Genomic DNA, 23903 nt, shown 5'->3' with positions numbered 1-23903 from the left:
TGAAGCGCAGCTGCCCAATGGACAGGTGGCGACGTATCGGTATGACGCGTTTGGGCGGCGGATCGAGAAGACGGTAGGAGGCAAGACCACCGAGTTTATCTGGCAGGGGGAGCGGCTGATCGCCGAATCGGCCGTGGGGCACTACCGCAGCTATGTGTACGAGCCCGGCACTTTCCGCCCCTTGGCCATGCTCGATGGCGAAGGCCCAGGCAATGCTCTGCCCTACTACTACCAACTTGACCACCTGGGCACGCCGCAGGAGCTGACTTCCAGTGCGGGATCGATCTTGTGGTCGGCACGCTACCGGGCCTACGGCAGCGTCAAAACGCTGGAAGTGGCCGGGATCGACAACCCGTTGCGCTTTCAGGGGCAGTATTTCGATGCCGAGACCGGGCTACACTACAACCGCCATCGCTACTACAATCCGGGGACTGGACGGTTTTTGACGCCGGACCCGATCAAGCTCGCGGGAGGTTTGAACAACTACCGGTATGTGCCTAACCCTACGGGGTGGGTGGATCCGTTGGGGTTGAATACTTGTCCGGGTGGAGACAACTGCAAACCGACGATGGCGGAGGATCCATCAAATAACGCTAAGGTTCATGAGGGTGCCCCCGGAGCACCTGATGCTCAATGGACGAATCATGGTAACAAGCACGTAGCCCCCAAGGCCCCTTGGCCAAGCGTTGTTAAATCAACAGCAAATGGAGGAGCCGCAAAATATTTGCCCGGCACTGACATCGAGTCACTCGAACGTTATGCTTTCAAAAACGGCCAGGACGTCAACAACGGAAAACCCTGGAAAGTTATTGATATGGGTGAGACCATTGGTGCTAACGATGGCAAAGAAACCAGGTACATGAGAGTTGAGTTAAGCGCAAACACTATCCATGGACACCCCATATCCGAAGAATCATTTAAAAAACTTACAAAAGTCAAGAAAACCAAATGACCATTAAAAAAATTATTGAGCACGGCGGAACTATCACATTCGATGATATATCTCATCTCAACCAGTCCGTTGAGACCTCATTAATCATTGACGACTTAAAAGAAGATTTATTTCAAGCAACTTTCCCTTTTGAGCAAATCATTGACATTGGCTGGTATCCTGAGTTCTGCAAAAATGGGGAATTCAGAATTTCTTTGATTAAAGACTCTGACTGGAATAATCCTATTTTCAGTGAGAAGGCTCAAAACTGGACCGAATTGAACTCAGCGATATTTAACGCTCTAAAAAAACTAAAAACCGAATAAATCTACAGACTCCAAAAATGGCTATTTTATTTTTCAAGCACTTAGTGAAAAAATATAAAAAACAGAGGCTACGGGCGCAACTGGTCAGCATAACAAACGGAAAGACGGAAAGGGGACAAATTTATTTGCGACCTATTTTTTACCGAAAATAAGCCTACCCCATCTTCCTCCACAAACTAAAACATTCGCAACCTAGATCCGATCACAGGCGAAGATGCGAAAGAAAACCCAATCGCTCGAGGTGGAGTGAACGTTGCCGACCGGGATTACAAACCAAACATAAACGAAGATCAAGGGATGGACTTATTTATGAAACCCATAAAAAAACACCGAAAACAGCGCAAAACTTAATCCAAAGTTACCACTTATAAAACACTTCCTACAACAAACACCCGTTACCTTACCATCATTTTGTCATCGGAGGACGAAATGCAACAATCACTTAATGATATGTCTTTCTCGGAACGCCGTCGCGTCCCAATCGGAGCCTTGATTTTAGGCCTCCTTGTCTTGCCTCTTGCCATTCAAGCATTTCGCATGGAGGCGGTAGGCAAGTTTGCCTATGTGCTGCTCCTCTGCTCGCTGTATATGTTTGTTGCGGCCTTCCTCAATCGTAAGGCAGGATCCACGCCACTGATGATCCTCAAAGATGAGGGAGTCTGGTTCTTCAACGCCGATGGATTGGTGCCCTATACCTCGATTCAGGCGGTTGAAGTTGAGACCTACAACACCCTGAAGGACATCCAGCGAAACCTGGTCCTTCACATTCATGCCGAGAAGGCAGACACCCTTCCACACTTCAACAACAAACGCTGGAAGCTACTGTTCATGATGCCTGATGCGCGCAAGGGGCGCGGGTTCCGTAAACACCTGGTCGCGTTCAACTACGGCGGGCTGTGCATCACCGGCGGCCAGAGTGCCGATCCTGACGTTTTGGCGGAGGAAATCGTATACCGCATTGGCAAGGCACACCATGAAGAGGAAGCACGACAAGGTGCCATCTGGGTATCGTCTTCGTCGGCCAACGACGCGCTATCGCCGGTTCAATCCTAACAACCGCCGCTTGCCCCCTCGGAGAAAAAAATGAGGGGGTAAGCAATTACTGGCGACGCTCAGCCGCGTCATTCATTTCCTTTAAATTTATAACCAAGTCTGCGGTAGGTATATACACGGTATTGGTGTAATAAGCCTTGAATCCATAAGCCGTGATGTACACCTGGCATGGGATACGCTCTTGTCCCGCTAACAGCGCCTCCAATACTGCACCCGTGGTGATTGAGGTCGGGACAGATATCTCTCTTTCTTCGGTTGTATTGAATGATAGCCAGGAGCGGAAATAAAAGCGCCCCTTTTTACTGGGTGTAGCGTCAACCTCCAAAAGGCCTATGCCCCGCGCTTTAATTGTATGGTTTACATCGAAATTTTTATCATGATTCAGGGAACATACGAGCTTAGGGGTGTTTTGATTCTGTCCTTCGTAGAGATTGAAGACTTCGCTCAGATTTTGATCTGACTCAAGCGTCACATAAAGTAGCGCGTCGCCATAGTGCGCAAACCCCGTAAACGTCAATGACGCAGGCGGGATGCTGGGCGTTCGAGCGCATGCGCTGCACATCAGTGCAGCGGCCAATGCTATTAGCTTTTTAGCTGTGGTCATTTTATATTTTTTACGTACGCATCATAAAAGAAGTCCAAAGCACATTTTGCGCCTTGGATCGGCGCAACCATCATGTGGCTCGCAAATGCATGGTGTATGTCGACGGTTGCATTTATAGCGGGACCTTGACTCACGACCCAGCGCCCTCCGAAGTTGGCAACGAGGTCTGAAGCATCCGACTTTACCGGATTGGCGCGGATATTGATCCACATGTCGGCAACGGGAGTGGGTTCAGAGTAGTAGATATCAGAGCCCAACCAAACCAGAAAGCCTTTGCCGACAGGATCCAAGGTTATTAGGAGAGCGACTTTGTACCCTTCATCAGAGAGTATCTTCGAGAGGTGAGCACCGTTCCATCCACCCAAACACCGATAATGATCGTGCTCGCACCCGCCGTCACCGTATTGCCATGCGCGCCAACGCTGCCGACGGTGGCAGTATTGAAGCCATTGATAAATACAGTTGAAGAGACACCGCCGGTAATCGCGCTTCCACACGCCGAGGTATCATTCAGACGGGCAGCGCCCAGCCCTTCGAAGATCACATCGGATGAGCCGCTTACCATCGAATTGGTGCCGTGCCCCGAAACCGGACACACGGTGGGGTCTGTGATGCGCGCAGCAGGTTTGCCACTCATGGGAGCGTCCTTTCAAGTATTCAAAGTGGGTGGTAGAACAGCGTCCAATCGCAACACGAATGCTGGTATGGCATTACGATAGCCGCAGGGCATGCAAAGAATTTAGACGGGGGCGCAATCTAGGATGTCGCGGCTTCCCAAGAGACAAACCAACCCGTAAAAGCGAATTGAAGTATTCAAGCCGCTTGAGTGAACAGCAGAGGCCAGCGTGCAGCTGCGTCAGCACGGCGCTTGGTGAGGAGTGCATTAACTATATAACGTCCATGTAAATTTTCGGGGTGAAGGATGCATCATGCGATGCGTGGGTTCAATCGCTTTTCCAGTTCGCTTTCGGCGTCAATGGCTGCCGCATATGTGTGCATCCTCACACGCTTCAAAGAGCCCTGGTGGCGCTATTGGCGCCGACGATTTTTCTGAGGATGGCCCATACCAGCCCTGACAGCCGATTCTGCCGGGACTCTCTCAAGAAGCAGATCGTACCGGCGGATGATCCCGAACAGAGCGTACATGGCTGAACCGACGGCAAGTCCTGCCCGAAAAAGCAGCGTCGGCAGGCCTTGGCTTCGGTCGAACCCGCCCGGCAGGTGACCAATACCTGCTTGCAGCAAGAGCCCTGTTTTCAGGGGACTTTCAAACTGGGCAGTGCCGCCTTGCCTTTGGCGGTGAGCATTGGCTGCAACTGGTCCCAGGTAAAGTCCAACTCATTGTCGCAACCGTCACCCGTAGCGAACGTCGAAAGCTTCATGCCTTGGGTATCGAAGGTCAGGTCGAAGTCTGAGTAGCGGGTTATGGCCGGGCACCCCTCTTCCACGGTCGCTTGCTTAGCCAACCAAGTGCTGAACTTGGCGGGCAGCTTGATATTGCCGGAGTAAGGATCAGACCACTCATAGCGTCCATCCAACCAGGACCACGGGTCAACGCTTTCACCAGTTTGCAGGTTCCAGGTGTGCCGGCTCCAACTGATACCGTTACTGCCGTAACCGGCGGTCCAACGGTAGAAGCGGACGGTGATCCATTGAGACGACCAATACGTGGGCTCGACGAGGATTTCACTGGTGGAGGTCCCGCCGCTGTTACCCAGGGAGTTGCGCCGCTCTCGGTAAAAATCTTTTTGACCTTCAGGGCTTATCGCCAGCCGTGCCAGGTCTTTATTGATTTTGGTAACGACCGGGCCATCCCCTTCGAGCTTCAAGGTGACTTGCGCACCTTGGGTTTTCACCTGATAGGGGTGGTCATTGAAGGTTTTTTTCTCGGTCTTGGCTGCCGGCGGTACGGCTTCGATTGGGGTGTTGTAAGCATCGCTGGCACAGCCGTCGGTGTTCGATCGGGTGCCGATGCGCTCAAGGTGCAAGGGGGTTGGCTGGCTGTCCTGGCTCTTGCTCCACGCCCCGGCCAACACATCGTCCTGCGGCGCTTCCAACCGCCAGATACCGGTTTTGCCTTCTTCAACCCAGGGTTCACCCGCCTGGCTCTGGGTCAGCTGAATGGGCGTCAGGAAGCGCTGGTAGTAGTAACTTGCGCCCTGGTCAGGCTGTGCGTTGAAACAGACGGTGATGGGGGCTTTGCCTAGAGTGCCTTTCCAGACACCGGCCAGGTCGGCATGGGCGAAGGACGAGAGCGTGGCGAGGGAGACCAGTAACAGGGGGCTTCGCATAAGAGTCAGACGTCCGGATGTCCGATGAATGGGCTTGCTGGCGACGATCCTAGGGAGCGTTCACATTTGAGTCAACCGCATGGGCGGCTCATCGGATTGAGTTGGCGCAACGCCGAGTGGACTCAGCGCTGGAGGAAAAGCTTCAAGGGTTTCGGGCCTGACTGAAGTGGACCTGCGACTGCGTTTGCTGAAGGTGGCCTGGCAAGGGGGCGCAGGCGAGACATGGGGTCTGGGCAGACTTTCCAACCGGTCGGCCGGGCCAACCGCGACCCAGCAATAAACGAAGCGCCGTCCTCGGCAATGCAAAGGAGACCTTCTTGCGGAATCGGGTTTGTTTGACTATACAACAGATTGAAAATCTGCTCATCTTCACATTTTCAATTATCGAGGTAAGCATGACCCACATTGAATGGCTAAACATAATAGAAATATTTGGCATGGACAGTTGTCGTGTTGTACTAAGATCACAAAATGGCCCTGTCCTTCGCACAGGAGCCGCTTACGACCTTGACCCGTTATCTATTCATCCAGACGGTTCCGTTGAATATGAATCAAGATTGAAAACATCGATAGACCTATCAAAATTCATGGCCGGCGTCCATCTGGCAACTCATGAAATATTCATGTTGTTTTATCCAGCTGCGGCGGGAGACGAGGTGTACAACCATAACAACAAGGTCTCACTTCGAAAAGTAAACCTGACCCTCCCCAATCTTGTACAAGCGGGAAGATGGTCGCTCACCACAAACACAGACACTTTGGCCACTAATATTATCGACACAATACTTGCAACACCCATGATATATCAAGATCGTTATGGTGTCCCGCCTCAATAGATTTCGGCTTGAACATATGTACCTGGTGCAAGCACTCCCGTACGAATCAAGAGTGTCACTCCATTGCATAGAACGTGGCCGCCCCCCCTCATGCCAAGGCAAATGTGCCCCCTTGGCCGATCATGACGGCTTTGAGCTGCCGAGATGTTGACCCAGCGCTATCACCCTTGTCGACGGAGGCCGCCGGGCTGCAATCAACATTGGGTTCCTGGCATGACCACTATCAGTGGTCTCAACAGGCGTTGATAGCAACCCACTTGCAGCCACTGGAGCAGCATGCTCAATATCTCAATAGCCAATGGCCCTGTTCCTTTGAGATCGGCGCCGTGACACATGGCACATCTCTGTGAGTAGAGATTTTTCCCATTGGCATTATCCGCGAAGGACAGCGATGTTTGAATGAACGATAAAATGCCTAGCGAAGCGATGAATAATATTTTCACTTTCATTTTTCATGCAGCCTTGTTGTATAAATCGGATCTGAATCGAGGGCACACCTCGACGACCTTGCTGTTGACCTCATAGTCGACGCATTTCGCCTCGCCAAAATGCAGCTCGCCCAGGCGTCCGCGCTCAGGATGATAAGGAGATACTAATGAGTATCTCATCAGAATCGAGACGTATCGAGGTGCTACTTGAGTCAGGACACGCTTGCCAGTTGACGCTGATGAAAGATCACTGGTTCGAAATTCTGCGTTCGGCACAGGGGCATGAGGTGCCTTAGATGCAGCAGAACCACAATGATTGAAACAATGGACCTGTATTCTCAAGGGTTGGCAGGTAACCTTGGGCGCTATGCTTACATCGGTGTAAAGCGTTGACCTTCAACGGCATCGCTCAATCCCCCTCCCGCCACAACCCAACCGAGGTGTATCAATGGACGTCGACAGCGCTCCCCGCACCAATCGCTTCCGGGTTCTGTGGACGCGCCTGAAAGAGCACCCGCTGTCGAAGCTGGGCCCCGGGCTTATCACCGGCGTGGCCGACGACGATCCCAGCGGCATCGCCACCTACTCACAGGCGGGCGCTCAATTCGGCTTGAACATGCTGTGGACGATGCCGCTGACCTTTCCCCTGATGGCCGCCGTTCAATCAATGTGCGCCAACCTCGGCCGAGTCACCGGCAAGGGACTGGCGGCCAACATCAAGACCGCATTTCCACCCATAGTGCTGCAGAGCGTCGTTCTGCTCCTGCTCATCGCCAATACGCTGAACATCGCCGCCGACGTCGCCGCCATGGGAGAAGTGGCGGAACTGGTCAGTGGCGTCGACCGACATTTCATGACCGCGGTCTTCGTGTTCGGGACACTGGCACTGCAGATGTTCGTCCCTTACCACCGCTACGTCTTTTACCTGAAGTGGTTGACGCTTTCGCTGCTGGCTTATGCCGCCGTGCTGTTTACCGTGCACATCCCGTGGGAGCAGGTCGCCCTGCGTACCGTCCGGCCCCACTTCACCCCGGACGCGACCGCTGCCGCGGTGGTCGTCGCGGTGTTCGGCACAACCATCAGCCCCTATCTGTTTTTCTGGCAGACCTCTGAAGAAGTCGAGGACATGCAGAACCCACCCCTGAATGCACCGCTCAATCAAGACCCGCGCGAAGCGCGCAAGGAGTTGCGACGTATTCGCTGGGACACTTGGAGCGGCATGCTCTACTCCAACATCACCGCCTATTTCATCATTCTCGCGACGGCCGTGACCCTGAATGTGGCCGGCGTAACCGATATCAACACCGCGGCGCAGGCCGCCAGCGCCCTGCGACCTCTGGCCGGCGACTTCGCCTACCTGGTCTTCGCCCTCGGCATATTGGGCGTTGGCATGATTGGCGTGCCGGTGCTGGCGGGCTCAGGCGCCTACGCCCTTTCCGAAGCGTTGGGCTGGAATGAAGGCCTCGAACGTAAAGTGCGCGACGCCCGGGGGTTCTACGGCATCATCGCCATCAGCGTGCTCGTCGCCCTGGCCATCCAGTACTCGCCCATCAGCCCCATGAAGGCGCTGTTCTGGAGTGCCGTGATCAACGGGGTCGTCGCGGTGCCGCTGATGGTGGTCATCATCATGCTGGTGTCGAAGAAATCGGTGATGGGGGACTTCACCGCGAGCCGGCCGTTGATTGTCCTGGGCTGGGTGGCGACGGCCGTGATGGGGGTGGCGGCGGTGGCGATGTTTATTCCAGGATAAGACTCAAATTCAACCAGATAGGTCTTACCGGGCTGAGTGAGAAAGGCACGAGACAGCGGACCACATTCTCCTAGCCGATAAGTCTTGCCATAGTCGTCACGCCAACTGGCGACACCTTCAACCTCTGTCAGTTGGCCCGCTGGCACTAACATTTCTCGGCTCGGCCTCGCACGATCGAGCCCTCGTGTGAGCCCTTTTGCCAGCCCCCTGGCAAAGGCGGGCATCTGCTGCTGCTCTTGAGCATCGTTATAGACAATACCCACCCTGCTCAAATCCCCCGGTTTTCCGAGCTTAAAACTCACCAGAGTGCCGACGCTGAGCGATTTGAAAATGACCTTTGCATTGTGTTCGTCGGCAGTGAGCACAACGGGCTTTTCAGCCGGTTTTTCTGGTACTGCACTCTTATGAGAAGAGCAGCCAGCAAGAAAAGCGGCGAGCACGGTCAAAGAGACAGCCCGAACTAACAAATCACGTAAAAACATGTCAGGTGCGGCGTGTCAGCAATTTCTGAGCTGCCTACACGGCAGTGAGCCAGCATTTCGAGCGCCTGGCGGACGTCCTGTTTTTCTGAGCTGCCTATACGGCAGTGAACTACGCCCATCAGCGATCTATTCCAAATGCGCCGACCACAGTAATCAACCAATCCTCCCCCTGCTCACTGCGATCTTCTCCTCCCCCACTGCCATCGTCACCCGCGATGGCAGGCTCGTGAATGGCTGATATACGAACTGCTTTTGCCTCTCCTAACATCGGTCACACATGACCACTCGTGTGCCGATCGCCTTTCAGCACACGGGCTCCAAGAATAAAAACGCAAACCCGCGAGGTTGAACCATGAAAACCCTAGCCGCCAGTTCCTCGGCGCAAGCGCTTGTCGTTGACGGAGTCGGCCAACTGACAGCCCCGCAGCGTTATCTGACGCTGGGGGGCTCCTGGGCCGCCTGGCTGTTTGACGCTCTGGATGCCACTGTCTTCGGTTTTGTACTTTTGGCGATCTCCAAGACCTTCGCCGTCGGCCTGGGTGACGTCGTCTCCACGGTTGCCTGGTTTTTGCTGGCCACCGGGATCGGTGGCTTCTTCCTCGGCAACATTTCCGACAAGATCGGTCGCAAGAAAACCATGATGCTGTCGGTGTTTGTCTACGGTACCGGTACCTTGCTTTGTGGTTTTGCCGACAGCCTGTGGCAACTCAATCTATTCCGTTTTTGCGTCGGCATCGCGGTGGGTGGACTGTGGTCCGCGGCTGCCGCGCTGGTGTCGGAGATCTGGCCGACGGCCGGGCGTGCCAAGGCCTTTGCAGTGATGCAGACCGGTTGGTCGGGTGGTGGTCTGCTGGCGGCGATTTTCGCCTGGACGTTCCTCGATGGCGGCAACCCTGAATCCTGGCGCACCTTGTTCATCTACGCCTCGATTCCGGCCTATTTCACCTTGGTGTTCATCTGGCTGTTCGTCAAGGAGTCGCCAGTATGGCTAGCCAACCGCGAGTTCATGCGCCGTAACACCGACAAGGGAGGGCTGATGGAAATCTTCCGTCCGCAGTATCTGAAAGTGACCCTGCTGGGTCTGGGCATTTCGGTACTGGGCATGTACGGCTACTGGATCATCACCACCTTCATGCCGGCTTACCTGCAGAGCATTCTGAACGTGCGCATCGATCAGGCTCCGGTGTTTGTCATCTGGATTGGTATCGGCGCCACCATCGGTTATTTAGCCTACGGCTACCTGGCGGAATGCATCGGTCGTCGCTTGTCGTTCGCAGTGTTTTTTGGCGGCATGGCGATCATGGTGCCGGTCTTTGCCTACTCGGTGACCTTGATGCCATTGACCGAAGGCAAGCTGCTGTTCACCACCCAGAACGTCATCACCCTCGGTTCGCTGGCGGCACTGTTGGGCTTCTTCACCGGTTATTTCAGCGGGTTCGGCGCCTGGTACTCAGAGTTGTTCCCGACCAGCATCCGTTCAACCGCGTCGGGTTTCTGTTTCAACTTCGGCCGGGTCGGCGCCATCGCCGGCATCAAGCTGGTTCCGGTGCTGATTCCGCTCATTGGCTTCACCGCCACCATTTCCCTTGCCTCTATTTCCTACGTCATCGCCGCTGTCATGGTGTTCACGCTGCAGGAAACCAAAGGCGTTCAACTCACCAGCGGCAACTGATCCGACCGTTCAAAGGAAAAACCCATGAAAAACTTTCGCATCGGCCAAATCGTCCCCAGCTCCAACACGACGATGGAAACCGAAATCCCAGCCATGCTGACTTCGCGCTACGAACTGTTTCCCGAAGAGCACTTTACCTTTCACTCTTCACGCATGCGCATGATGCATGTTAGCCCCGAAGAGCTGAAAAAGATGGACATCGACAGCGACCGTTGCGCGCTTGAACTGAGCGATGCGCGAGTGGATGTCATGGCCTATGCCTGCCTGGTGGCGATCATGTGCCAAGGGCCTGGCTATCACAAAGTCTCGCAAGAGCGTTTAAGCAAAACAGTCGCGTCCAATCAATCGCTCGCACCGGTGCTCAGTTCTGCCGGTGCACTGATCGATAGCCTGAACATGCTCGACTACAAGAAGGTCTCGATCATTACTCCGTACATGAAGCCGCTGACCCAGCAGGTCATCGACTACATAGAAGCGGCCGGAATCGAAGTGACCGACTCCATTAGCCTGGAGGTTTCCGACAATCTCGAAGTCGGGCGTCTGGACCCGATGAATCTGGTGGCTCATGCCGACAAACTGAACATCGGCCAGGCCGATGGCGTGGTGTTGTCCTGCTGTGTGCAAATGCCGTCGTTACCTGCGATCCAGCTTGTCCAGGATCGCCTCGACAAACCCGTGCTGTCGGCATCGGTCGCCACCGTTTACCAAATGTTGAAAACCCTTGGCCTCAAGGCGCAAGTACCCAACGCCGGCTATCTGTTGTCCGGGGCATTCTGAGTCAATGCCGAAGGAGGTACTATGCTGGTCATTCAGGCCAAACCAGTACTTCCCATGAAGCTCGATCCGGTCTCGTTGCGACTCTTTGTCAGTGTCGTTGAAGAAGGCACCATTGCTGCCGCCGCCAAACGCGAACACATCGCCGCAGCGGCGGTCAGCAAACGGCTCAGCGAGCTGGAAGAACTGCTCGACTCGAAACTGCTCAACCGCACCAACAAAGGCATCACCCCCACCGATGCCGGTCTGTCGCTACTGTTCATGGCTCGCAGTGCATTGAACAACCTCAATGAAATCGTCGTGCAGATGCGTGACTACTCCCACGGCCGCCGTGGCTCGGTGCACGTCCTGGCCAATATTTCCGCTATCACCCAATTCCTCCCGAGCGTGATCAAGTCGTTCATGGACCTGTACCCACTGATCAACATCAGCCTCGAAGAAAAGCAAAGCCTGGCCATTACCAAAGCAGTGTCCGAAAATCGCACCGACATTGGCATCTTCACCCGTCTTCCGCACGGTGCCGATATCGAGGTTTTCCCGTTTCGTACCGATCGCCTGGTGTTACTTGTTCCCCTTGGGCATCCGCTGGCGACACGCCACTGCGTCAAATTCAGCGAAACCCTGGATAGCGAATACATCGCCTTGCGCAGCGGCACTCATCTCAACTTTCAATTGATCAAAGCGGCCAACGACCTGGGACGCTCGCTGAAAATCCGTATGGAAGTCTCCAGCTACGACGCGCTATGCCTGATGGTTCAGGCCGGCCTGGGCATTGGCATCATGCCCGAGGGGAGCGCGGCGATTTACAAAATGGACGGGGCGAAGGCGATCAGTCTGGATGAGCCGTGGGCCTCCCGCGAACTCAGCGTGTGCGTGAGGGCGCGAGCGGCGTTGTCGGTCGCGGCGGGATTGTTCCTGGAGCACTTGCTCAAAATGTAGTGATACGGTGAAGGGAACAGCAAGACCGCCTCACGCCATCACTCATGCACCTGTCTTAGGCAAGTGCGCAGCACGCACAGGCCAAAAGGCCGAAGTGCACCGCCAAGCGCGGAAAAAAGGGACCGCCCCCCGCATTCACTTGACGGCGGAGTTCAGCACTTTGAAGCCATCAAAATCAACAGCGTGCGCTCGATGGCACCCCATCTCGCACAAGGCTGAGGCCATTCAAGCAGGGAAAGCTCTGTACCACGTGACGTGTGTCATGACGCCAAAGATTAGTACTAAGTAGCGATTGCCTGCTCATCTTCGGCCCGGAGCTCGTCCAATACTGAGCGCGCCGGACGCGGTGCGCCGAGATGCAGGTAACGTAGCTCTTCCATAAAGGCACTCCAAAGTGAAGGGCCGCCCTTTTCCAGCACCTCCGCGCGCAAAGAAGCCTCCTTGCTCGGATGCGTATGCTGAACACCCCAGGCAGCCATATGTGCGAGCAGAGGTACAAGCTGTATTGCCGCTTCCGTGAGGCTGTAAATTCCTTTCTGTTGATGTTTCGGATCCGGACATCGTGTCAGCAGGCCAGACGCGGTCAAGCGCTTCAGCCGACTTGCAAGGATGTTCGTGGCGATGCCTTCCTGATTTTTCTCCAGCAAGGCGCCATAAGTGCGTCTGTTCTCAAACATAACATCACGGATAACGATCAGGCTCCAGCGGTCGCCGGTCTGCTCAAGCGTCAGGTTGATCGGGCAGCCCGATCGTCTTGTTTGCTGCACTGCTATTCCCCTTAATTTTCTACTTGCATTGTGCAAGTGGCGCGAATATTATTCAACCACTTGCACTGTGCAAGTGCTATGACAGCTCTGGCGGGTCAGCAAAACAATCGAACATCCGGGCTTTCATCACGGGTAACAGCGGCAATTCGGTGCTGCGTATGGCCGAAATGGCGGTTACAGCGACATGGCACGATGAGCTGGCGTTTCGCCGAAGATCATTACAGTTGTACGGACCAACATACCCCACCACACAGCCGTGGGAGATGGCGAAATTTAATCCGCCTACCCTCCCCTCAACCCAACAGATAACGAAGAGAGGACAAACCAATGAGCACCGAAGAGAGAAACAGGAATTTCGTGCTGGAAGCGTTTGATACGCTGTTCAACAAGCGCGACTATGCCGCGGCCGAACGCTTCTGGTCGCCCGACTATATCCAGCACAGTGCCTATATCGCGCCCGGTCGCGAAGGCCTGTTTGATCTCGTCAAGGCAGCGCCCGCCGAGTTTCGCTACGAAAATGGGCTGGCCGTGGCCTCGGGCGACTATGTCGTACTTCATGGCCGCTTCTCAGGATTCGGCGCCCCGACAAACTGGATCGTGGTCGACATAGTCCGCATCGAAAACGGCCAGCTCGCCGAACACTGGGATGTTATCCAAGACGAGGCCACGCGCGACGGTTCGAAAAGTGGGCTCCCGATGTTTGGCGACAGCTTTCCGAGCTGATCCTACTGCGCCGCCTCTGGCGGCGGCGGCCAATTTTTCCTGAGGACAATGACCATGACTGATGCAAAAACATTGCTGTTAGACCTTCTTGCCGTTGTCCCCGACGGCAAAAAATGTGCTGAGCTGTTCGCCGAGGACGGCGTGCTGGAACTCCCATTCCTCCATTCGCTCGGTATTCCGACCCGCCATCAGGGGCGCGAAGCCATCGCGAAGCTCTATGATTTTGTCGGCGGCAACCTTTATCCCGGCTTCAGCTTCAAACCCGAGAATACCACGGTGCTGATCGACACGAAGGATCAGGTGTACGCCGAGTATCTGGCGCAAACGCGCGCGGCGTCGACCGGACGTCTCATCCATCACTTGTTCACGGGATACCTCGTTGCCGAGGGCGGCAAAATCAAGTTGCTTCGCGAGTCTCTTAACACGGTGGCCGCGGCACAGGCACTCTACCCAAACGGCGCTGCTGACCTGCCGCCACCGGAGGCGGAGATTTTCTCGGTTCCTCCGGGATATGAAAGCTAGGGCTGCCGAGGCCGCTGAGGCAGCGCACATATCGAAACGCACTTCATCGCCTCGTTTAACCTGAACAACACAACCGAGGAAACGCTCATGCCAGTATTCCACGTCCACATTCCGGCCCAAAAATTCTCTAGCGAAGAGAAACGCGCGCTGGCGGATGCCTTGAATCTCGCTCTTCATGAAGCCATGGATACACCCAAGGATGACCGTTTCGTCATCATCAGTGAGCACAAGGACGATGAGCTTTTCATCCATCCGACTTTTCCTGACATGAAAAGATCTGACAAGCGCATGGTCGTAACGGTGACGATAGGCACGAGCAGGACAGTGGAGCAGAAACGCAAGCTCGCGGAGCTGGTCACCCGTTACGCGGTAGAAAAGGTGGGCGTCAGCCAGGACGATATCAGCCTGATCATGTATGCCGTTCCCTTGGAGAACATGAGCTTCGGCGGTGGCAAGCTGGTCTCTGACATTGACCTCTCCATGCCTTGGGTAAACAAGTAAGAAATACGAAAGCTGCCCCGTTCTTTAGAGACGGTGCAGCAGAAATGACGCGAAACGAATGTCTCGTTCGTTTCTCAGGCGCGGGGCTCATGCGGTGGACTTGCCCCTGCCAGACCGGACACCAGTTCCCCGTTAAATTGATGCCGCTGCCAAGCGCCTAAATTCTCTCGGCGACCTATATTTCAGCGCGCTGTGCGGATGCTGCTCGTTGTAATGCTCGAAGGCAATCGTCAGATTGCGCAGTGCTGTTTCTCGATCTCGCTTGGGCATGTGCGTCACGTAATCTCGCTTGATCGTCTTCACGAAACTCTCCGCCATACCGTTGCTCTGCGGGCTGCGTACTGGCGTGGTCACCGGCTGTAAGCCGATCTGGCGGGCAAACAGGCGCGTCTGTTCGGCGATGTAGGCCGAGCCGTTGTCGCTTAGCCATTGCACCGGCGTCCTGGGCAGTTGATCACCGAAGCGCTTTTCCACGCTTTCCAACATCAGATCGAGGATGTCATCGCCGCTGTAGCCGGTCGGACTGGCAACCCAGCCGATGGCTTCGCGGTCACAGCAGTCCAGGGCAAAGGTTACGCTCAACTTTGCACCGTCGTCGCAACGGAACTCGAAGCCGTCCGAGCACCAGCGTGTATCACTGGTGGTGACGGCGATGCGGCCCTCATGCCGGCGCTGTACGCCTGGCTGTTTAATACGCCGCGCCAACAGCAGGTCGTGATCACGCATGACACGATAAACCCGCTTCACGTTGATCGGTGGCAACGACTGGGCTTCACGCTCGCGGCGTAACAAACCCCAGACGCGACGGTAGCCATAGCTAGGCAACTCGCTGACTTGTTGCCTAATCTCGGCGACCAATTCCGTATCGTTCACGAGCCGGCGTCGCCGTACGACGGGCGATATCGATTGCCTGATTCGAACCGTTAATTGCGAGCGCGACACACCGAGACATTCGCTGACCAGTTTCACTGGTCGTCCCCCGGCAGCAAGGGTGAGTGCGCAATCCATTTTCGCGACCGGGCGATCTCCACGGCCTCTTTGAGGACTTCCGCTTCCATCGTCTTCTTGCCCAACATCCGTTGCAATTCGCGGATCTGTTTGAGTGCATCACTCAGCTCAGACGCCGGCACCACGGCCTCGCCAGCACTAACCGCCGACAGGCTTCCGTCCTGGTACAGCTTGCGCCACAGGAACAGCTGGTTGGCGTTGATGCCGTTGCGCCGGGCAACCACGGACACGCTTTGCCCAGGCTCAAGGCTCTCTCGAACCATGGTCAGCTTCTGGTCGGTACTCCAGCGGCGTCGGCGTTCCTGGCGGCGGTCTATGCCGTGCTGACCTTTCTGGCGCGAATCCTGATTTTGATACTGACGCTGCCTCTGTTCTTGATGGCAGTCTTTACGGGGCTGATCGATGGACTGGTGCGTCGGGATTTGCGGCGCTTTGGCGCTGGGAGAGAGTCCGGGTTCATCTACCACCGGGCGAAACGGATGATCGTGCCGCTGTGGGTTACACCGTGGATCATTTATCCCGCGCTTCCGATGACCATGAGCCCTCTGCTGGTGTTGCTGCCCAGCGCAGCAGCGCTAGGTGTAGTGGTGAGTATTTCGGCAGGCAGCTTTAAAAAGTACCTGTAGCACTCACCTCGTGACGGTGACGGTCACATCTAGTTGAGCGGCGCGCGCTCCTTCAAGGCACTCAAGAGATGCTGAGTTATAAAGTTATTTAGCCGAATCGCATCCGCCTTTTGCTCCACAGGATAGCTGTACGTCAAGTGAACCTCTGGAAGTAAATAGAACACTGTCGAACATATTTTTAAGTTACAAAAAACCCAGAACTTTGAGCCATCTGGATTAACAGCACTATCAACAGGAAGGCCAACAATAAAGCTCGCTCCATAGGCATACTCATTGAGACCGCTAGCAGCATTTTTTTTCACCGGAACATCCGGGCGATACCAACGCGCCGAATCATATTTTATTTTACCCGGCTCACAGGTTAATCTGAGAATTATCGACCCTGGAGAAACGGGATAACTTTTGATAATATCTGGGTGGCGGGAGGCAAAAGCCGCCATCCCGTCCAGATACCAAGCAGTGATACCTAAATTCACATCCCCGGCCTCGTGAATTAACGAAAAATCATCAGCCTTATCAAAAAAAAATGCATTACTCCCTATAAATACCCACCTACCATTTTTCTCCAATTTTGAAGCTTCGCCAAATGAGATCCCAAAGCGAGACATCACAGCCGATCGAGCAGCTTCGCGACATTTATACTCGTCAGTTCCAGAAATTTCGGCCTGGGGCCGATTCGGCCCTTTAGAAATAGAAGTCAGAATCAAAAAGCCAAATACTAAAATACAAACCAATACTACCACTCCCAGCATCCAAATCGATGCGAGAAATAGAGCCCGAAACAGACTATTATTTTCTTTGTGCTTAGCCATATAAATCTACTCCCTTCACAACACTAAATCCTCTATTTGGCTTTGAGGCCCGGCGGACCAATAGTTCATGGTCCGCCGGACTTTCCTCTTAGCTCACCGGTGGCCGACCAGCGCCAGTGCCGCCCCCCAGCATCTGATCGATGACATTACGTTGATCATGCGTCAGATTGATGTCCCCCCCAACAGGCGCACCAAATATCGCCATCGCGCTAACAAGACTATCCACTTGGTTAGCATAAAAACCTTTATTCCTGACCTCGATCAATGCCAATCGACTTGTGTCATCGACAAACCAGTTTTTTACAGTTACTTGGGCATCACTTCCAAGGATCGTCACCACAAGATCATCACTGGATTGGGAGAACCACAAGTTCCTCGCGTCTTGTTCAAAAATACTGAGTACGTCGAAAGAACCTATTGTATTCGAGTGATTATCTATCGTATCGTGACCCGAGTTAGTGTCAAACGCATAGACATCATTCCCATCTCCACCCACGAGAAAGTCATTGCCAGCGCCTCCATACAAAGAGTCATCACCCTGCCCGCCAATCAACAAATCATCGCTCGAAGATCCATTGATAGTTGAAGACATGACCGCCGAATCAGAAACACTGGCGAAATCACGTGACTCCGGAAGGTCCGTATAAACCGGCGAATAGTGCCCACCCTGTGCCCCGATACCCAACTGTTGAGCCGTCATAACCCCGTCATCCAGCACGAAGCTACCGACCCTCTTATCGCCACCAGAGAACCAATCCGTGACGGTGATTTCGTCCCCTGTTTGAGTTCGGCGAATCTTGAGATCATTCCCAACTTGACTGAATGACCGCCCAAACTCGGCAATGCTCATACCTTGTAGAACAATGCGGTCTGAGCCACCACCGCTGTTATCAATGGTATCTTGCCCATCACCCGGTGCAAACACATAGGTGTCATCGCCACGCCCCCAAGCAATTGATCGTTACCTGCGCCACCGACCAGCGTGTCGTTGCCGTTACCACCTTCTAGTCGATCATTTCCCAAACCGCCATACAACGTATCGTCACCATTAAAGCCTTGGATCAGATCTCTCAGGTCTGTTCCGACGAGCGAGCCGTTCTGCAATGCAGAATCCTGAAGGATATTATCGAAATCAACCATATCGGCAGGGTGCGGTAAGCCTAGTTCAGAAACCGCAAGGCCCTCTCAAGACGCCGTCCAGGCTGTAACCTGACGGATGGTCACAAGCGACACCAAGCCCCATCTTATGCGCTCTACCATCCGGAGGGTTGATACTATCCAAAACCCACGGAGTGAGGAGAACCGCTCCGTGGAACAGTCCACCCCTTGAGCGCCTCGGATATCCGAAGCTAAGCACCCTTCTAACTTACCCCTTTGCCAAAGTGTCTGAGCGATGCCAATGACCTTGCTCATCAGCCATGTTGTTTCGTGCCAGGCCCGAATGACCTGTGCGCGTCGCGACAAGAGACGCCGGCTGGCGAACCGGGATAGCTCCCAGACGGTACTTGAGGACGGCAACGGAGTGTCGCCCATCAACTGGGGGAACACTTCCCCCAACAAAAAGAGACGATCGGTAGGAATCAAGCGAGCACATCCGACGATTTCCTGCCTGCTGTCGCGGGCCAGGACATACACCGTATCCGGTCGATCGAAGGCATCCACCTCTAAGCCCTCGGCGCAGGGCAACGCCCAGCCGAGGCCCTTGACAAACACTTCATACCGATAGCGAGCCAGTGCCTTGAACAGGGCTGGGGACATATCACTGCGGGTGCTGGTAATCACTTCGAGCATGATCCAGCCTCCCCGGCACAGGACGTTGATATGAACCCTGTGATGGCTGCGGCGACCTCGGTCCCCCGTTCAAGATAGGGCACGTGCCCGGAATCCTCGATGACCTGGCCACAGGCGTCGGGCAGTTGCTGGAGCAGGTTCTCCAGGGCCTCAGGCAGGAACACCTGGTCATGCCGTCCCCAGATCACCAGTGTCCTCGAAGCGATCTGCGGAAGCCGTTCGAGAAGCACGTCCAGGCCTTCGCGGCGAAAATCCTCGATCACCCGCTGCACAGCAGCAAACCTCAATCTGCCACTAGCTGCCATGGCCTGCGCCAGGCGTCCTCGCACCTGGGGTGGCTCCTTGAACACCAGGCACCAGAAGCGCTTCATCTCCTCGACCGTACGATAGCCGAAGACTGTCCCTTGCCCTTGCAGGCTGGCTTGCAATGCTGGCCCTAGTACCGCCGGGCCAAGACCGGCAGGTGCCAGCAAGACCAAGTGACTGACACGCTGGGGGTATTTCGCGGCATACAATCCGGCCACACAACCGCCCAAAGAACTGCCGACCAGAACGAAGGGGCCCTTGGCTACCGTTTCCAACAAGCCCTCCAGCTCTGCCAGCAATGCCAGCGGTCCGAAGCCTGCACGCGACTCGTACAAGGATTGGCCATGCCCCGGTAAGTCGACAAAAACGCAATGGTGATGGCGCGCCATGCCCAGGATCGCAGGTCCCCACTGGTCCTTGCTGGCGCCCAAACCATGAAGGATGACCAGTGTCGGCCCTTTCTGACGTGCAGTGTTTTCCAGATAGGCCAAGCGCCCTTGCGCACTGGCGTGCCAGCGCAGTTTCAAACCGAACCGCCAACGGTGGACCAGGCGCAAGGTGCTGAGCAACAGTCGATCAACGCTGTTCATCCGCCACTCCTTGCCCTTTGCTGCCGCCGGCCTTGAGAAAGAGTTTTGCGGGTAGGCGCAGTTGGCAGAGCGCCACACCGGACAGCGTCAACACTGCCCCGATCAGCAGGCGCTGGCTGATGCCTTCGGCGAGCATAATCTGGCTGACGGCGATCGCAAACATTGGCACCAGAAGCAGGTACGGGCTCAGTTGCAGCATCGAGTTGCGGCCAAGCAACCAGAACCACAGGCCGAATCCCAGGAGACCGCCACTGAGCGCTGTGTAGAGGACTGCCCACCATGCCTGGGCGCTGGCCGTGTGGACACTTGCCCATTGCTCGCCTTCCTGGAGGAAGGACCACAACAACAGTTGCGGCGCGGCGATAACAGCGGTCCAGGCACTCAAGACCAGCGGATCCAGCGGCCCGAGACGCTTGGTCAACACCGATCCGACAGCGAATGCCAAGGCCGCCAGCGCTACCAGCAGCATGCCGACGAACGTACCGCTCGCCGATGGTTTGGCCAGCAGCACCAGAACACCGGCGAACGCCAACAGAATACCCGCCAGTACGCGCATTCTCAGGACCTCACCCAATAATGCGAACGCCAGAATCAGGGTAAAGGGTGCCGTCAACTGATAGATGATTGCCGAGGTAGAGGCGTCTACCCGGGCGATACCACAATATAGCAAACCAAAATGCAAAGTACCGGTGATTGTGGCAATCACGGCCACGGACCCGAACTGCTCGCGCTTGACCCGCTTGAGCAATGGCAGGAGAAACAGCGCCATGATCGCGTAGCGCATGGCGACCATGAGGATCGGCGGGAGCTCGGCCCCCCCCCATCTTCACGGCGGTAACCTGGGCGCCCCAGAGCAATGCGACCAGCAGCGCTAGCAATGAATCTTTCAATGGCATGACAGTTATCCCTTCTGAAATTGAATGGGCCGCAGGATTCTTTTCGGTTTGCTTGTGGCAACCCCGGTTGGATTAAGTCGACGGTAGTGTTCACAAAGCCGGTCCAGCGTCTCGCACAAGGCCTGCTCCGCTTCAGGATCGTGGGCCAGCTGTGTCTGGAAGCACGGCGGGAATCCCGAGCCGACCAGAATCATCTTGTTGAGCAGTACGTTCAGCGCGACCTGGGAGAAAACAGCCGTGTGCCCATAGCGCCGACCGACGACCGCAATCGCCGCGAGCTTGTCGCGTAGCGGGCGTTGGCGTGGACGCAGGAAGCCATAGCCGACCCGCTCCAGAAACGCCTGGAAGCGACTGTTGGTGCCGTAGGCGTGCATGACGGGGAGATAGAGCACCGCATCGGCGCGATCCAGCCGCGCCACCAACTGTCCGATGTCGTCCTGCAACGCGCAGTCCTGGTCTGAACAGGCGTTGTCGGCATCGCAATAGTCGATCCGGTAGTCCTTGAGCCAGATGGCATCGACCTCGACCTCCTCGCCCAAGTGGCGGCGCACCAGCGCCACCACCCGTGCACTGACACCACAAGGTCGGCTAGAACCGACAATGATGGTCAGGTTCATGATTCAGGACGCCTCCCGCAGCCCTTCTTCGCCGGCCAGATAGGCGCGCAGCGCTTCCTCCATCAACTGCCCGGTCAGCCACAACGTGACGCGTGCCACTTCCTTGATCTGGCGACGATCTTCCGCGGTCTTCACAGCACGTTGCATGGCCGTGCGCACTTCTTCGGCGTGCTTCTCATCAATGGTCGAGTGGGCGACGAAGAACGTCATCTGCTCGTCCTTCAAACCCAGGTCAGTGCGGAATCTGCCCAGGATAGGCTGGATGTGCTCGTAGACGTCTTCGGCCCAATAGCTGTAGCCCAGCCGTGCGATCGGCCCCTTGCGGATAGCCACATCATTGAGGAAGGCGATCAGCGACTGGGTTGGCGCCAGGGGGGCCGGCATGTCCTGCGGCAGCAGCCCGACCGACTCGAGGTCGCGCAGCACCATGCGCTCGTGACCCAGCTCTTCCAGAGCGTGCTTATAAACGAAGCGCAGCAGCATCGTTTCTTCCGGGTCGACACTGTAGGCGCAGGCGGCCTGGTTTACCGAGTTGTAGCGAGTGTAGTGGTACACCTGCAACATGAGCTGCTGGTAGAGGGCTGGGGGTGTGGGATTGTCCAGGCTGAATTTCCAGTAGGCACCCTGCTTGATCTGGGCCCAGCCCGCTTCGACGATAGCGTCGAGTTCCTTGAAGAATGTTTGCATTTCAATTGGCTCCTTTAACATTGTGGTAAACACTTTCGAGTTCCAGGTACACGAGGCTGTAGCGCCGCTCCACCTGTTCCCCGGTCCAGGTCACGTCATCCTCCAGCACACGCCCTCCCAGGCCGACATACAGCGCAGCCAGTCGGCCGCGACACAGTGCCGAGATAAATCGCAGGTGAGTGTTGGCTTTCAGCCAGATGGCCGCCTGCAGGAGAAAAGTGCGCAGGTGCCGTCCTCCGCGGTAGCGCTCGTCCAGCACTAGGCGATTGGCATCGAAGGCATCCGTCGACTGTTGGAAATAGGCGTGCACATTGACAGCCCGCTCGACGAAGCTCAGGCCATGGCCCAGCGGCGTGACGCGCAACGTCCCGACCACTTCGTCGTTGTCCAGGTAGATCAGGTGATAGGACATGGCGTCGCGCAGTTGCTCCCTTCGATCGAAGTCATCCTCCTTCGCCGGGTTAGTCCCCAGGTAGCGACTCCTCAGTTGCCTGACGGACTCGAACAGATCACTGGCGCTGTCGATCACGCGAACAGACAAGCTCATCGGTGACCTCACTGGCCTTGGCGTTGATCGACGATGCGGGCTTCTTTCCAGCTGAACCAGCTGCCAAGGTTCACGTGTTCGGCAAGATCGCCAACCACCATGACCGTGGCTTCGACGCCCAGTCGTTCGCGCAGGCGCTCCTTGATCAGCAGCACCAGTCGTGCGCAATCACCATCGAAGAAGCGCGACATCTCCAACTTGGCGATAACGGTATCGCGATCATTGGCGCGGCTGAGGACGATCTGATAGCCAAGGCACTGTTCCACGCCTTCAAGCAGCGCCTGCTCGATCTGCGCGGCCGAAAAGGCGCGATCGTTCAAATGCACGGCATCCTTCACTCGGCCGACAACCTTGACGGTCTGCCGCATCGATTGGGGATAGCCTGGACGCGACTGGATCGAGACCAGGTCGCCTGTGCGGTAACGGATCAACGGTTTGCTGCCAGGGATCAGCATGGTCACGCACAACTCGCCATCGCCGGTGCCACCCAGGCTTTCGCCGGTTTTGGGATCAAGCACTTCGATAATGTAGTTCAGGCGATGAGGCACCAGTTGGTCATTGGCGTTGCAAGCCGCGATGATCATCGCTTCCTGGGAGCCATACAGGCTGTTGTAGGCTTGCGCCCCCCACAGACTGTAAAGGTTGTTCTTCAACGCAGGGGTACACAGCTCGCCACTCATCATGAAGGCGCGCAGGGCGAAGTCCTCGCGCGGGTTGAAGCCTTGGCGCTCGGCTTGCTTCGCCATGGCCAGCAAAAGCCCCGGCGCAGAGGCGAGCACCCCGATGCGCAGGTCCTTGAGCAGTTGCATCGCCTTGGGCCAGCCGATCACCGGTGAGTGCGGCCAGATCTTGGCATTGCACACGTCGAGCTGGGTGCAGACATCGCCCAGGGTGTCACCGAAGGAATGGACCTCGGTGGGCCCCATGATGCCGACCACAGTCTTTTCACCCGCAAAGTGCTTTTCGATCACCGCCTGGTAGGCCATGGCCAGTTGGCGATTACTCGCGTAGCTTTCCTTGCGGTCCCGAGGGCATGGCGTAGCAGGCCCGGTGGTGCCCGTGGTCTCGTAATAGAAGATGCTGTCTTCCAGCGGGCCGGACAAAATATCGAACCCCGCCTCGCGCAAGTCATCCTTGGTCGTGAAGGGCAAGGTGACGAGGTCATCCAAGGTCAGCGAACGCTCGTCGACCTGGGCGAGGTGCCTGGCATAGAACGGCGAAGAACGCTTCACGTGACCGATCACTTCACGCAATTGTTCCTGGTGCCATGCAGCCAGTGCGGTGTCGCTGAGGACATCGGTCCAATAGGCATGATGAATCGGATCGTACCGCTTCTTGAATGTGTCTAAATGCTCTTTCATTTCATCCGCTCGGGCTTGATGGGTTACTGGAACTCAACGGCCGCTACGTTAGTGACAGAAGTT

General features: G+C 55.8%; 24 protein-coding genes and 4 pseudogenes. 12 read left to right on the top strand and 16 right to left on the bottom strand.

From position 1 onward, the window contains the following. The 3 genes from M5B99_RS16935 to M5B99_RS16925 form a co-directional block, all read left to right on the top strand. Positions 1–952 (top strand): RHS repeat domain-containing protein (locus tag M5B99_RS16935; protein WP_248805111.1); only part of this gene is annotated, 952 nt, incomplete at its 5' end. Beyond that, positions 949–1257 (top strand): hypothetical protein, encoded by a 309-nt coding sequence (locus M5B99_RS16930; protein WP_248805110.1) that lies wholly within the window; start codon positions 949–951, stop codon positions 1255–1257. The genes M5B99_RS16935 and M5B99_RS16930, both read left to right, overlap by 4 nt. Before the next feature lie 429 nt (positions 1258–1686). Next, positions 1687–2310, top strand: coding sequence for a hypothetical protein (locus tag M5B99_RS16925; protein ID WP_248805109.1), 624 nt, complete (start codon positions 1687–1689; stop codon positions 2308–2310). A 46-nt stretch (positions 2311–2356) separates the two neighbouring features. On the opposite strand, the gene M5B99_RS16920 is transcribed toward M5B99_RS16925, so the two are convergent. The 3 genes and pseudogenes from M5B99_RS16920 to M5B99_RS16910 all read right to left on the bottom strand — a co-directional run bounded on the left by M5B99_RS16920 (position 2357) and on the right by M5B99_RS16910 (position 5205). Then, a complete protein-coding gene (locus M5B99_RS16920; protein ID WP_248805108.1) occupies positions 2357–2914 on the bottom strand; it encodes a hypothetical protein in 558 nt (185 codons plus the stop codon). Positions 2915–3281: 367 nt separating this feature from the next. Continuing rightward, positions 3282–3551: pseudogene (locus M5B99_RS16915) on the bottom strand (PAAR domain-containing protein); the annotation flags it as partial. 619 nt (positions 3552–4170) lie between these two features. Further along, entirely contained in the window at positions 4171–5205 is a 1035-nt protein-coding gene (locus M5B99_RS16910) for a hypothetical protein (protein WP_248805107.1), read from the bottom strand. A 395-nt stretch (positions 5206–5600) separates the two neighbouring features. On the opposite strand from M5B99_RS16910, the gene M5B99_RS16905 reads away from it, so the two are divergent. Then, positions 5601–6041, top strand: a complete 441-nt coding sequence (locus tag M5B99_RS16905) for a hypothetical protein (protein WP_248805106.1) — start codon at positions 5601–5603, stop codon at positions 6039–6041. A gap of 293 nt (positions 6042–6334) precedes the next feature. Here M5B99_RS16905 and M5B99_RS16900 read toward each other — a convergent pair. Next, positions 6335–6490, bottom strand: a pseudogene (locus M5B99_RS16900) (c-type cytochrome); the annotation flags it as partial. A gap of 427 nt (positions 6491–6917) precedes the next feature. Between M5B99_RS16900 and M5B99_RS16895 the strand changes: the two are divergent. The 4 genes from M5B99_RS16895 to M5B99_RS16880 all read left to right on the top strand — a co-directional run bounded on the left by M5B99_RS16895 (position 6918) and on the right by M5B99_RS16880 (position 12086). Beyond that, complete coding sequence (locus M5B99_RS16895) at positions 6918–8219, top strand: NRAMP family divalent metal transporter (RefSeq protein WP_248805105.1); 1302 nt, start codon at positions 6918–6920, stop codon at positions 8217–8219. 834 nt (positions 8220–9053) lie between these two features. Beyond that, complete coding sequence (locus M5B99_RS16890; RefSeq protein WP_248805104.1) at positions 9054–10373, top strand: MFS transporter; 1320 nt, start codon at positions 9054–9056, stop codon at positions 10371–10373. A 24-nt stretch (positions 10374–10397) separates the two neighbouring features. Next, positions 10398–11150, top strand: coding sequence for an Asp/Glu racemase (locus M5B99_RS16885; RefSeq protein ID WP_318654575.1), 753 nt, complete (start codon positions 10398–10400; stop codon positions 11148–11150). A 21-nt stretch (positions 11151–11171) separates the two neighbouring features. Then, positions 11172–12086, top strand: a complete 915-nt coding sequence (locus M5B99_RS16880; protein ID WP_248805103.1) for a LysR family transcriptional regulator — start codon at positions 11172–11174, stop codon at positions 12084–12086. A gap of 281 nt (positions 12087–12367) precedes the next feature. On the opposite strand, the gene M5B99_RS16875 is transcribed toward M5B99_RS16880, so the two are convergent. Continuing rightward, positions 12368–12853, bottom strand: coding sequence for a winged helix-turn-helix transcriptional regulator (locus M5B99_RS16875; RefSeq protein ID WP_248805102.1), 486 nt, complete (start codon positions 12851–12853; stop codon positions 12368–12370). A 327-nt stretch (positions 12854–13180) separates the two neighbouring features. Between M5B99_RS16875 and M5B99_RS16870 the strand changes: the two genes are divergently transcribed. From M5B99_RS16870 to M5B99_RS16860, 3 genes are all read left to right on the top strand, one after another. Beyond that, positions 13181–13576: a nuclear transport factor 2 family protein gene (locus M5B99_RS16870; protein ID WP_248805101.1), complete on the top strand. Its 396-nt coding sequence runs from the start codon at positions 13181–13183 to the stop codon at positions 13574–13576. A 54-nt stretch (positions 13577–13630) separates the two neighbouring features. Then, a complete protein-coding gene (locus M5B99_RS16865; RefSeq protein WP_248805100.1) occupies positions 13631–14098 on the top strand; it encodes a nuclear transport factor 2 family protein in 468 nt (155 codons plus the stop codon). A gap of 87 nt (positions 14099–14185) precedes the next feature. Then, entirely contained in the window at positions 14186–14599 is a 414-nt protein-coding gene (locus M5B99_RS16860; protein WP_248796249.1) for a tautomerase family protein, read from the top strand. Between the two features lie 132 nt (positions 14600–14731). Here the strand turns inward: M5B99_RS16860 and M5B99_RS16855 are convergent. Then, positions 14732–15870 (bottom strand): IS3 family transposase gene (locus M5B99_RS16855; RefSeq protein ID WP_248805099.1). Its coding sequence is split into 2 segments (ribosomal slippage): positions 14732–15612 and positions 15612–15870, totalling 1140 coding nucleotides; the frame shifts between segments, so codons are not numbered across the junction. A gap of 36 nt (positions 15871–15906) precedes the next feature. Here M5B99_RS16855 and M5B99_RS16850 point away from each other — a divergent pair. After that, positions 15907–16233 (top strand): annotated as a pseudogene (locus M5B99_RS16850) (TIGR03747 family integrating conjugative element membrane protein); the annotation flags it as partial. 29 nt (positions 16234–16262) lie between these two features. Here M5B99_RS16850 and M5B99_RS16845 read toward each other — a convergent pair. The 10 genes and pseudogenes from M5B99_RS16845 to M5B99_RS16800 form a co-directional block, all read right to left on the bottom strand. Further along, on the bottom strand, positions 16263–17045 hold the full coding sequence (locus tag M5B99_RS16845) for a hypothetical protein (RefSeq protein ID WP_248805098.1): 783 nt from the start codon (positions 17043–17045) through the stop codon (positions 16263–16265). An 88-nt stretch (positions 17046–17133) separates the two neighbouring features. Beyond that, the gene (locus tag M5B99_RS16840; RefSeq protein ID WP_248805097.1) at positions 17134–17895 is read right to left on the bottom strand and encodes a calcium-binding protein; all 762 of its coding nucleotides are present in this window, start codon (positions 17893–17895) and stop codon (positions 17134–17136) included. Continuing rightward, positions 17892–18185, bottom strand: a complete 294-nt coding sequence (locus M5B99_RS30055) for a hypothetical protein (protein WP_318654574.1) — start codon at positions 18183–18185, stop codon at positions 17892–17894. The genes M5B99_RS16840 and M5B99_RS30055 overlap by 4 nt, the downstream gene beginning before the upstream one ends. Positions 18186–18230: 45 nt before the next feature. Further along, on the bottom strand, positions 18231–18836 hold the full coding sequence (locus M5B99_RS29985; RefSeq protein ID WP_318654573.1) for an acyl-homoserine-lactone synthase: 606 nt from the start codon (positions 18834–18836) through the stop codon (positions 18231–18233). Next, positions 18824–19732: an alpha/beta fold hydrolase gene (locus M5B99_RS16825; protein WP_248805096.1), complete on the bottom strand. Its 909-nt coding sequence runs from the start codon at positions 19730–19732 to the stop codon at positions 18824–18826. The genes M5B99_RS29985 and M5B99_RS16825 overlap by 13 nt, the downstream gene beginning before the upstream one ends. Continuing rightward, positions 19719–20628, bottom strand: a pseudogene (locus M5B99_RS16820) (DMT family transporter). Before M5B99_RS16820 ends, M5B99_RS16825 begins: the two are co-directional and overlap by 14 nt. A gap of 5 nt (positions 20629–20633) precedes the next feature. Further along, positions 20634–21245, bottom strand: a complete 612-nt coding sequence (locus M5B99_RS16815) for a flavodoxin family protein (protein ID WP_248805094.1) — start codon at positions 21243–21245, stop codon at positions 20634–20636. A 3-nt stretch (positions 21246–21248) separates the two neighbouring features. After that, entirely contained in the window at positions 21249–21932 is a 684-nt protein-coding gene (locus M5B99_RS16810) for an iron-containing redox enzyme family protein (RefSeq protein WP_248805093.1), read from the bottom strand. A 1-nt stretch (position 21933) separates the two neighbouring features. After that, complete coding sequence (locus M5B99_RS16805; RefSeq protein ID WP_248805092.1) at positions 21934–22479, bottom strand: acetyltransferase; 546 nt, start codon at positions 22477–22479, stop codon at positions 21934–21936. A gap of 8 nt (positions 22480–22487) precedes the next feature. Continuing rightward, positions 22488–23840 carry a phenylacetate--CoA ligase family protein gene (locus tag M5B99_RS16800; RefSeq protein WP_248805091.1) on the bottom strand — a complete coding sequence of 451 codons (1353 nt, stop codon included), beginning with the start codon at positions 23838–23840 and terminating at the stop codon, positions 22488–22490. Between the last annotated feature and the right edge of the window lie 63 nt (positions 23841–23903).

It is taken from the genome of Pseudomonas sp. MWU13-2100, from assembly GCF_023242365.1.
Classification (GTDB): domain Bacteria; phylum Pseudomonadota; class Gammaproteobacteria; order Pseudomonadales; family Pseudomonadaceae; genus Aquipseudomonas.
Note: the sequence above shows the minus strand (reverse complement) of the source record. Positions and strands in the feature narration are given on the sequence as shown.

What these genes read in the sequence shown, in the direction of transcription:
- M5B99_RS16825 (WP_248805096.1), bottom strand. Translation starts at nt 19,732, where the DNA reads ATGAACAGCGTTGATCGACTGTTGCTCAGCACCTTGCGCCTGGTCCAC.
- M5B99_RS16885 (WP_318654575.1), top strand. Translation starts at nt 10,398, where the DNA reads ATGAAAAACTTTCGCATCGGCCAAATCGTCCCCAGCTCCAACACGACG.
- M5B99_RS16895 (WP_248805105.1), top strand. Translation starts at nt 6,918, where the DNA reads ATGGACGTCGACAGCGCTCCCCGCACCAATCGCTTCCGGGTTCTGTGG.
- M5B99_RS16840 (WP_248805097.1), bottom strand. Translation starts at nt 17,895, where the DNA reads ATGAGCATTGCCGAGTTTGGGCGGTCATTCAGTCAAGTTGGGAATGAT.
- M5B99_RS29985 (WP_318654573.1), bottom strand. Translation starts at nt 18,836, where the DNA reads ATGCTCGAAGTGATTACCAGCACCCGCAGTGATATGTCCCCAGCCCTG.
- M5B99_RS30055 (WP_318654574.1), bottom strand. Translation starts at nt 18,185, where the DNA reads ATGGTTGATTTCGATAATATCCTTCAGGATTCTGCATTGCAGAACGGC.
- M5B99_RS16890 (WP_248805104.1), top strand. Translation starts at nt 9,054, where the DNA reads ATGAAAACCCTAGCCGCCAGTTCCTCGGCGCAAGCGCTTGTCGTTGAC.
- M5B99_RS16865 (WP_248805100.1), top strand. Translation starts at nt 13,631, where the DNA reads ATGACTGATGCAAAAACATTGCTGTTAGACCTTCTTGCCGTTGTCCCC.
- M5B99_RS16920 (WP_248805108.1), bottom strand. Translation starts at nt 2,914, where the DNA reads ATGACCACAGCTAAAAAGCTAATAGCATTGGCCGCTGCACTGATGTGC.
- M5B99_RS16880 (WP_248805103.1), top strand. Translation starts at nt 11,172, where the DNA reads ATGCTGGTCATTCAGGCCAAACCAGTACTTCCCATGAAGCTCGATCCG.
- M5B99_RS16870 (WP_248805101.1), top strand. Translation starts at nt 13,181, where the DNA reads ATGAGCACCGAAGAGAGAAACAGGAATTTCGTGCTGGAAGCGTTTGAT.
- M5B99_RS16910 (WP_248805107.1), bottom strand. Translation starts at nt 5,205, where the DNA reads ATGCGAAGCCCCCTGTTACTGGTCTCCCTCGCCACGCTCTCGTCCTTC.
- M5B99_RS16905 (WP_248805106.1), top strand. Translation starts at nt 5,601, where the DNA reads ATGACCCACATTGAATGGCTAAACATAATAGAAATATTTGGCATGGAC.
- M5B99_RS16930 (WP_248805110.1), top strand. Translation starts at nt 949, where the DNA reads ATGACCATTAAAAAAATTATTGAGCACGGCGGAACTATCACATTCGAT.
- M5B99_RS16845 (WP_248805098.1), bottom strand. Translation starts at nt 17,045, where the DNA reads ATGGCTAAGCACAAAGAAAATAATAGTCTGTTTCGGGCTCTATTTCTC.
- M5B99_RS16860 (WP_248796249.1), top strand. Translation starts at nt 14,186, where the DNA reads ATGCCAGTATTCCACGTCCACATTCCGGCCCAAAAATTCTCTAGCGAA.
- M5B99_RS16805 (WP_248805092.1), bottom strand. Translation starts at nt 22,479, where the DNA reads ATGAGCTTGTCTGTTCGCGTGATCGACAGCGCCAGTGATCTGTTCGAG.
- M5B99_RS16925 (WP_248805109.1), top strand. Translation starts at nt 1,687, where the DNA reads ATGCAACAATCACTTAATGATATGTCTTTCTCGGAACGCCGTCGCGTC.
- M5B99_RS16800 (WP_248805091.1), bottom strand. Translation starts at nt 23,840, where the DNA reads ATGAAAGAGCATTTAGACACATTCAAGAAGCGGTACGATCCGATTCAT.
- M5B99_RS16815 (WP_248805094.1), bottom strand. Translation starts at nt 21,245, where the DNA reads ATGAACCTGACCATCATTGTCGGTTCTAGCCGACCTTGTGGTGTCAGT.
- M5B99_RS16810 (WP_248805093.1), bottom strand. Translation starts at nt 21,932, where the DNA reads ATGCAAACATTCTTCAAGGAACTCGACGCTATCGTCGAAGCGGGCTGG.